The sequence below is a fragment of the Flavobacterium sp. GCM10023249 genome (assembly GCF_042653365.1).
GTDB lineage: Bacteria > Bacteroidota > Bacteroidia > Flavobacteriales > Flavobacteriaceae > Flavobacterium.
In genome coordinates this window covers 1-2,346 of the sequence record NZ_JBHSHZ010000014.1, presented here as the reverse complement: position 1 = coordinate 2,346, position 2,346 = coordinate 1, and the positions used below count along the sequence as shown (strand labels likewise).

Here is a 2,346-nt window from a genome sequence, read left to right as displayed (position 1 = left end):
ATCGAACTGGAAGAAATTGTAGCGGATGGCGGTTATAGCAGCGGTGAATCTTTGGCGTATTTAGACAAAAACGGAATCAATGCTTACATTCCTAATTTTGGACAATACAAACCCGAGCGAGAAGGTTTTGTTTATAATAAAGAACACAATCAATACGAATGCATAAAAGTAGGAGGCAACCAAGCCAAACTACTTTTCAAAGGCGAAAAGATCGATAGCAAAGGCTATACGAAACGCACCTATCGCAGCAGTGAATCCGATTGTAAAAACTGCCCATTACGAGAGCAATGTTGTGGAAAAACCACCAAGTTCAAAAAGATAGACGATAGTATTTACAAGGAATACTACGATAAAATGCATCAAAAATTGACTCAAAACCCAGATTATGCCAAGAAAATGGTACGAACCAGAAGCAAAACGGTCGAACCTGTATTGGGTACATTGATTAATTTTACCAATATGAAGCGGGTCAATACCCGAGGCATCAAAAACGCCAACAAGCACGTACTGATGGCAAGTTTAACGTATAACTTGAAGAAATACCTGCGTTTTGTAGTGAAAAAACCAAGCATTTTAACCCAAGTTGTGTCCTTAAAACAAGGGAAACGCAACACTTTTTTTAAAACTCTCTTTTTAGATATAAAAAGCCTGATTGTGAGCCATTCCAATTTTGAACTTGTAGCAGTGAGGTAAAAATAAAACCTCCTCTAAATCACTTTAAATGAGGTTTTATACTATATGTTTTGGAGTTATTTTGAAAAAAATGGTAGTTGTGCAACAGTTACCCGTGTTGTGTGCCGTTTTTTGTCTACGGAAATTTGTCAACATTAGTTTGTACAAGTTCATAAAGTCTGTCTATAAGTTTTGGTCTTTTTTCCTTAAATTCATTTTCAGTTTTTTGAAAGTCTTTGTCTTCTCGTAATTCGTTAGTCGCTTTTGAATAATTGTTATGGTCATTTCTCACTTCATATTTTTCGTAGATAAGTGTCAATATTTGCTCTGCTCTTTTCAAAGAATTTGCTAAGTCAGAAAGCCCCAATTTTATGTCAATCTGTTCGGCAACTAAATCTAAGTTGAACGACAATGCAATTTGATAGTCTTCCCAACTTTCATAGTTCAGCCATTCCATAATTGTCATAAAGCAATAAATTTCTGGTGGTAAACTTTTTAGGTGGTCAAAGTTGAGCCAAAAATTTCGCTTTAAATTATACTGATCTTCTATTGCAAAAACTATTTTGTCTAAAGCATCTTCTTTTTTGTCTTTGTATTTTCTAATTATAAGTTCTGTCAGAGTATATCGCTCTTCATCAATGCTTTTAATTGTCAAGCTAATATCAAAATTGTTGTTTGTTAAATGTCTAATAGCAACATCCGATTGTACTCCTGTTTTAGCAATTGTTAGAGCAACCATTTCTTCCGCAAACTGATTTTCGGCTTTTTCTAAATCACCTTCAACTTTTTCAAGCAATTTCAGTCCGTGTCGAAGTCCGATTGGAATTCGTTGTCGTAATATTTCAAGTTTGTCTTTGTATATTTCGTTCACTTTCGGTCGGTCTTAAAATGGCACACAACGTTCCGGCGCTTTGCGCAGTTGCGAACTTCGGAACTGATTATTTTCTGTTAAAGATAAAATTTCTTGCGAAATATAAACGTGATTTTACTACAAAACTCGCAATTGCGCAAAACCGCTGTGCCCGTTGCACAACTCAAATATAAGAATTTTTGTATATTTAGTTATGCAAGGCACAAAGACATTTACTCCCAAGTTGTTTACCACAGTCAATTTGGATCAATTGGTTCCCAAGGATAATTTTTACAGGGTTCTAAACGATGCGATAGATTTTCATTTTTTACGAAAAGCTACCCAGGAGTATTACGGTACAGAAGGTCAAGAACTGCGAAGCATATCATCGAACACCTATAAAAAAATATAAATTCAGTGAGATAGAGCATTGATCCTGTGGTATTTTTCAAGATTTTGCTTGTTGGTTATCTGAATAATATTAATAGCGATAGAGGACTCATCCGTTATTGTTCCGATAGCTTATCTATCCGTTTGTTTTTAGGCTATGATATCGATGAAGAATTACCTTGGCATAGTACCATCAGCCGTACACGAGGCTTATATGGAGAAGAAGTATTTTTGCATCTTTTTCAAGAGGTTTTGCGATTATGTATCTATAAAGGTATGGTTCGGGGCAAACGTCAAGCTATAGACAGCGCTTTTATCAAAGCCAACGCTTCTATGGATAGCTTGGTTGAGAAAGAAGTTTTAGAAGATGCCAGTGCCTTTGTTAATGAACTAGAAGAAAACAGCGAATTTAAAACCACTAGCACCCGAAAAAA

Annotated in this window: 3 protein-coding genes; 2 read left to right on the top strand and 1 reads right to left on the bottom strand. The window is 35.5% G+C overall.

Annotation, left to right across the window (positions count from 1 at the left end; genetic code table 11):
- A partial coding sequence (locus tag ACFO7M_RS12915) for a transposase (RefSeq protein ID WP_379736064.1) occupies positions 1-693 on the top strand: 693 nt, incomplete at its 5' end.
- Between the two features lie 115 nt (positions 694-808).
- Here ACFO7M_RS12915 and ACFO7M_RS12910 read toward each other — a convergent pair.
- A complete protein-coding gene (locus ACFO7M_RS12910; RefSeq protein WP_379736062.1) occupies positions 809-1,543 on the bottom strand; it encodes a hypothetical protein in 735 nt (244 codons plus the stop codon).
- A gap of 417 nt (positions 1,544-1,960) precedes the next feature.
- On the opposite strand from ACFO7M_RS12910, the gene ACFO7M_RS12905 reads away from it, so the two are divergent.
- Positions 1,961-2,346 (top strand): transposase (locus ACFO7M_RS12905; protein WP_379736060.1); only part of this gene is annotated, 386 nt, incomplete at its 3' end.